4 protein-coding genes are annotated in these 5,853 nt (G+C 54.5%); 1 reads left to right on the forward strand and 3 read right to left on the reverse strand.

All coding sequences use genetic code 11. The features are described 5' to 3' along the window. Positions 1 to 22 precede the first annotated feature (22 nt). Positions 23 to 349: a trp operon repressor gene (trpR, locus tag FDW87_RS16465; protein WP_019078321.1), complete on the reverse strand. Its 327-nt coding sequence runs from the start codon at positions 347 to 349 to the stop codon at positions 23 to 25. A gap of 89 nt (positions 350 to 438) precedes the next feature. Continuing rightward, positions 439 to 2,376 (reverse strand): murein transglycosylase, encoded by a 1,938-nt coding sequence (gene sltY / locus FDW87_RS16470; RefSeq protein ID WP_019078320.1) that lies wholly within the window; start codon positions 2,374 to 2,376, stop codon positions 439 to 441. Between the two features lie 408 nt (positions 2,377 to 2,784). On the opposite strand from sltY, the gene ettA reads away from it, so the two are divergent. After that, positions 2,785 to 4,452, forward strand: a complete 1,668-nt coding sequence (gene ettA / locus FDW87_RS16475) for an energy-dependent translational throttle protein EttA (protein ID WP_003019019.1) — start codon at positions 2,785 to 2,787, stop codon at positions 4,450 to 4,452. 99 nt (positions 4,453 to 4,551) lie between these two features. On the opposite strand, the gene nadR is transcribed toward ettA, so the two are convergent. Next, a complete protein-coding gene (gene nadR, locus FDW87_RS16480) occupies positions 4,552 to 5,781 on the reverse strand; it encodes a multifunctional transcriptional regulator/nicotinamide-nucleotide adenylyltransferase/ribosylnicotinamide kinase NadR (RefSeq protein ID WP_016151614.1) in 1,230 nt (409 codons plus the stop codon). Between the last annotated feature and the right edge of the window lie 72 nt (positions 5,782 to 5,853).

Below are 5,853 nucleotides of genomic sequence, written 5' to 3' on the forward strand. Positions count from 1 at the left end.
AGGCCTGATAAGCGAAGTGCCATCAGGCATTTTTTAGCAGCACCTGCTCCAGCCAATGACGTAGATCCACCGGTGCAGATTTGAGGCTGTTCGACCCCCGTGTAATGGTGGCGATCCCCGCCCCGAGCTCGTTTTTAAGCTCGCGCTGACTCATCTCGCCGCGCAGCAGCTCTTCAATGATACGCACGCGCGTGCCCAGCGCTTCGCGCTCATCCGGCGTTAACATCAAATTGAGCAGGGGCAGGTGTAAGTCTTGTTCATAGGCGTGTTTAAGTAGATCGACAAAACGTAACCACTCCTGGTGACGCTGTTCTGCCATCTCTGCCGAATAGGGTGATTGCTGAGTCATAAGTTATCGCCATCGTTGCGGGGGAAGCGTGCTTGCCTCCCCCTTTTGTACTCTTTAACGAGTACGATAGCATAACACAACCGACACGATCAGTAACGACGTTGCCATTCTGCGTCGCTCATCAACCCCGGCTTATCACCAAGGAAATAGCGATAGTACGCATCGTAAGCCAGCACGTTCTTCACGTAGCCACGCGTCTCAGAGAATGGAATGCTTTCGACAAACGCGACAGCATCGATACGACCCGCGCTATTGCCAAGCCAGGTGCGAACGCGCCCCGGTCCAGCGTTATAGGCCGCCGACGCAAAAATGCGGTTATTGCCGAATTGCTGATAGACATACTGTAAATAGCTGGTACCAATGTTGATGTTGGTATCAGGATCCAGTAGTTGGCTCGGGCTGCTGTAACCTGGAATCGTGAACATTTTCACCGTATGCGTCGCCGTGCCCGGCATAATCTGCATCAGCCCGCTGGCACCAACCGGCGATTTTACTTTCGGGTTCCAGGCGCTTTCCTGACGCGCTATCGCCATCGCATAGCTTGGCGGAATATCCTTGCCGCTGGTGTAGCGTGTAAACAGATCCTTGTAGGCCAGTGGGAAACGCTCTTCCAGATGATCCCACAGCTTACCGGCGATCGTCGCTTGTACGCTCAGATCCCACCAGTGATTGTTGAACGCGTAACGCGCCAGCTGAGCCTGCTCAGACTTCGTGCGACTGGTGACCAGATTCGCCCATTCACTGCGCGCGGTATTGTCCAGGTTCCAGTACATTAGCTCGCGCACACGTGCCATTTCCGGTCCCTGAGTCAGCGCAGAGTCAACGTTTGCCGGGGCTTTATCCACTTTCAGCTCGTACTCTTCACCCAGACGCTGTGCCGCCACCATCGGATAGAAACCGCGCTGCTGCATGAGCTGGTGCAGGATCTCTTTGGCTTCCGCCTCGCGCCCGCGCTCAAGCAGCAGATCCGCCTGCCAGTATCGCCACTCATCTTTCTCTTTTGCTTCCATTGGCAGACGCGCCAGCCAGGTATTCAGACCACGACGATCGCCGGTTCCCAGCGCCATGCGCACACGGCGCTCCACAAGCGAGGTGGAATTCGAGCGCATAATGGCGTCATCGCGCCATTTGGCCTGCTCATCGGTAACGTCATTACCCATCAGACGCCAGGCGACGATGTCGCGCAGCTCCTGGGTTTGCTCGTCATTCAGCTGTTGCGCCTGCGCCAGAGACGGGATCATCAGGCGGGCATTTTCCGCGTCCTGACGCGCCACGCTGGAAAAAGCCACCGCCGCCATCTGTCGGGTGAAATCCGTCGCGCCAGTGGTGCGTGCAAAGGTCATCACCGAATTCGGATCGTTGGCCAGCGCGATGATCGCCGAAGCGATAGTTTGGTATTGCGCGGGCATTTGTCCAGCCAACGCCGTGACCAGACCGGTATTCCCGGCTTTCATCGCCAGACGAATACGCTCCAGATACGCCAGCGGATCCTGAGTTCCTGAGGCGCGCCATACGCCGAATAATTTGTCACAGGCGTTGGGCTGGCTTTTCCCGCTCAACCACAGTTCTTTCGCGCCCTGCCAGGCCTCTTCGGTTTGCCCGGTGCTCCATTTCGCAAAGTAATAGTTGCATTGCGCTTCCGTGGTACCCGGTTTTTCTGGGCTGAACGCCAGTAGTCCACGCCAGTCCTCCCGTCGCGCCAGTTCATTCACGAAACGTGATTGCAGAGTACGCGCGGGGGGCAGCGTCGGGTTGGCGCGCACAAAATTGGTAACGGTAATGGTAGGCTGATTCATCAGATCGTCAGTAATCTGACGATATTCCAGATAAGGATACAGAGGATAATTCTTCAGGCCGGGCATCATCTGCTCTACGACATCCATCTGTCGGTTATCCCAGGCCTGTTTAATTTGCGCATAGCGACTGCGCTGCTCATCCAGGGAATCGGCTCGCGCCACTTGACTGACCGTCAGCAGACATACGCTGGCCGCCAGCAGGCGCCAGGTAAATTGATTGGCTTTGTCCACAAGCTCTTCCTCTTCTCATGTTACGTCTGTGCAGCATCATGCCGCTTAATTAGTTCATGCTAACCAGACATTGCAGAATGCGCCACGTCACGGACACTTTTTTACTTTTGTTGCGAGTGAGATCTGCTGGCTGGGATTGGGCAATGAAAAAGGCTACACTTCGCCTTTGATAACTATTTACCAATAATTAGCCCTAAATAATTCAAGTTGCAGCAAGGCGGCGAGGGAGTAAATCCCCTGAGCGTACATAGTGCGTGACTGGGGGGAACGACAAATCTGTCAGGAACAGATTTGAACGCTGCGGAGCAGCGGCCCGCAAGGGCGAGGCTCATGGATGAGCCGAGTAACTCACAGCCAACGCATCTGCGGCTTGAAGTATGACGGGATAAATAAAGAGGCGAGTCCAACGTGGCCCAATTTGTTTATACCATGCATCGTGTCGGCAAAGTCGTTCCGCCGAAACGTCATATTCTTAAAAACATCTCACTGAGCTTCTTCCCTGGCGCCAAAATCGGTGTACTTGGTCTGAACGGCGCGGGTAAATCGACCCTGCTGCGCATTATGGCCGGCATTGATACCGATATCGAAGGTGAAGCTCGCCCACAGCCTGGCATTAAAATCGGTTACCTGCCGCAGGAACCGAAACTAAACCCGGAACATACCGTTCGTGAATCCGTGGAAGAAGCGGTTGCCGAAGTGGTTAACGCGCTGAAGGGTCTGGATGAAGTGTACGCAAAGTACGCCGAGCCGGACGCCGACTTCGATAAACTCGCTGCGCAACAGGGCAAGTTTGAAGAGATCATTCAGGCGCACGACGGCCATAACCTGAACGTGCAGCTTGAGCGTGCCGCTGACGCCCTGCGTCTGCCGGACTGGGACGCTAAAATTGAGAACCTCTCCGGTGGTGAACGCCGCCGCGTCGCGCTGTGCCGCCTGCTGCTGGAAAAACCAGACATGCTGCTGCTCGACGAACCGACTAACCACCTGGACGCCGAATCCGTTGCGTGGCTGGAACGCTTCCTGCACGACTTCGAAGGTACCGTGGTGGCGATTACCCACGACCGTTACTTCCTCGACAACGTTGCGGGCTGGATTCTGGAGCTTGACCGCGGCGAAGGTATTCCATGGGAAGGCAACTACTCCTCCTGGCTGGAGCAGAAAGATCAGCGTCTGGCGCAGGAAGCGTCTCAGGAAGCGGCTCGCCGTAAATCCATTGAGAAAGAGCTGGAGTGGGTGCGTCAGGGCGCTAAAGGCCGTCAGTCTAAGGGTAAAGCCCGTCTGGCACGCTTTGAAGAGCTGAACAACACCGAATACCAGAAGCGTAACGAAACCAACGAACTGTTTATCCCACCAGGAGCACGTCTGGGTGATAAAGTCGTTGAAGTCACCAATCTGCGTAAATCCTACGGCGATCGCGTTCTGATTGACGACCTGAGCTTCTCCGTACCGAAAGGCGCCATCGTCGGCATCATCGGTCCGAACGGCGCGGGTAAATCTACCCTGTTCCGTATGATGTCCGGTCAGGAACAGCCAGACAGCGGCACCATCACGCTGGGTGAAACCGTCAAGCTAGCTTCCGTTGACCAGTTCCGTGACGCCATGGACAACAGCAAAACCGTGTGGGAAGAAGTTTCCGGCGGGCTGGATATCATGAAGATCGGCAACACCGAGATGCCAAGCCGCGCCTACGTAGGCCGCTTCAACTTTAAAGGTGTTGATCAGGGTAAACGCGTAGGCGAACTCTCCGGCGGTGAGCGCGGTCGTCTGCACCTGGCGAAGCTGCTGCAGGTTGGCGGCAACATGCTGCTGCTTGATGAACCAACCAACGACCTGGATATCGAAACCCTGCGCGCGCTGGAAAACGCCCTGCTGGAGTTCCCGGGCTGCGCGATGGTCATCTCGCACGACCGTTGGTTTCTCGACCGTATCGCGACCCACATCCTGGATTACCAGGATGAAGGTAAGGTTGAGTTCTTCGAAGGTAACTTTACCGAATACGAAGAGTACAAGAAACGCACGCTGGGCGCAGATGCGCTGGAGCCGAAGCGTATTAAGTACAAGCGTATTTCTAAGTAATTACCGTTAAGCGCCGGGTGGCGGCGTTACGCCTCATCCGGCCTACGAGGTTAGTGCGACTTGTAGGCCGGATAAGCGCAACGCCATCCGGCATTTACGCTATCTCTGCTCGCCCATCAACTCTTTCACCAACTCCACGCAGCGCAGAAATCGACCGTCATAGTCGGGTTCCTGAACGTGCACAAAATTGATATTGTTTTCCTGCAGCATCTCGACCAGCAGCGACTGAAACGCTTTTCTGTCAACCGAACTGCCGAGACTGCGTAAGCCATCCGCCACCCATGGAGTATTGTTCTCCAGCAGGATCACCAGGTCAAAGCGGTACTCGTCAATCAGGGCCTGCACAAACGGGTGTTCACGCCCTTCATACTTTTTGCAGAAGGCCTGAGTGGTAACGAAATCGGTGTCGATAAACGCCACTTTATTGGCATACTTGACAGCAAAATCAATGTATTGGGCTTGTCCCAGGGCGATTTTATCGTAGTCGGAATACTGCAACGCCATCTCATCACCGCCCAAATGGGAGAAGACGTAATCACGCCCATATTCCCACGCACTGGTAGTGTTAAAGATATTGGCGAGCTTGTTCACCAGCGTCGATTTTCCGCTCGACTCTCCGCCGAGGATCGCCACGGTGCGCACGAAAAACGGCTTCACTTCTGTAGGAATATACTCCCAGTAGCGAAACGGGTTCTCACGGATTTGCCCGCCGCTGATGTTCATAAACGTTCGTTTGGGATCTACCAGCACGGTTTCGATCCCCAGATGTTCCAGATACTGCGGGGCATCTGACTCTTCAGAGGTGTAAATCCAGTTAGGCTGGATCCCTTTCTCCTGCATAAACGTTTTGATCCCGTTGCTCCACACATCCCAACCGTGTGGATACGGCTCCATACCCTCTTCGTTGAAGGCATGAATACGGATATTTTTCTGATACTTAAAGGTTTGCAGCAGCCAGCGTAGACGATCGGGCACCGTGGGCTGTTGCGACATAGCACTGTCTTCAAACAGGCTGCGATCGCGCGTGTCGTCATACCCCATGATGATATGCAGTTCATCGACCTGACTACACGCGCGCTGGATAAGATAGATATGGCCGGTATGCAGCGGATAAAACTTACCGAATACCACACCGATATTCTTCTGCTGGCGCGGAAACTCCAGCCCGAGAAACCGGTGCAACGCCTCCAGCTTTTGCGCGCTGGGGCTTTTAATTTTGGCATTCAGCAGTTGACTTAAATATCCCTTGGTCATGCCACTGGCATCTGCCACCTGTTGCAGGGTACAGCCCTTTTGCTTAATGGCAGTTTTCAGATAATCAAATGACACAAGAGCCTCCTGCTGTAAAAATAAACGTAATACCCAATACCGCCGGAAAGACGGCGGGTATTTTATTATAGG

The organism is Citrobacter sp. wls826 (genome assembly GCF_005281245.1).
GTDB lineage: Bacteria > Pseudomonadota > Gammaproteobacteria > Enterobacterales > Enterobacteriaceae > Citrobacter > Citrobacter braakii.

Coding starts and splice junctions, on each gene's coding strand:
- trpR (WP_019078321.1), bottom strand. CDS start 349: ATGACTCAGCAATCACCCTATTCGGCAGAGATGGCAGAACAGCGTCAC.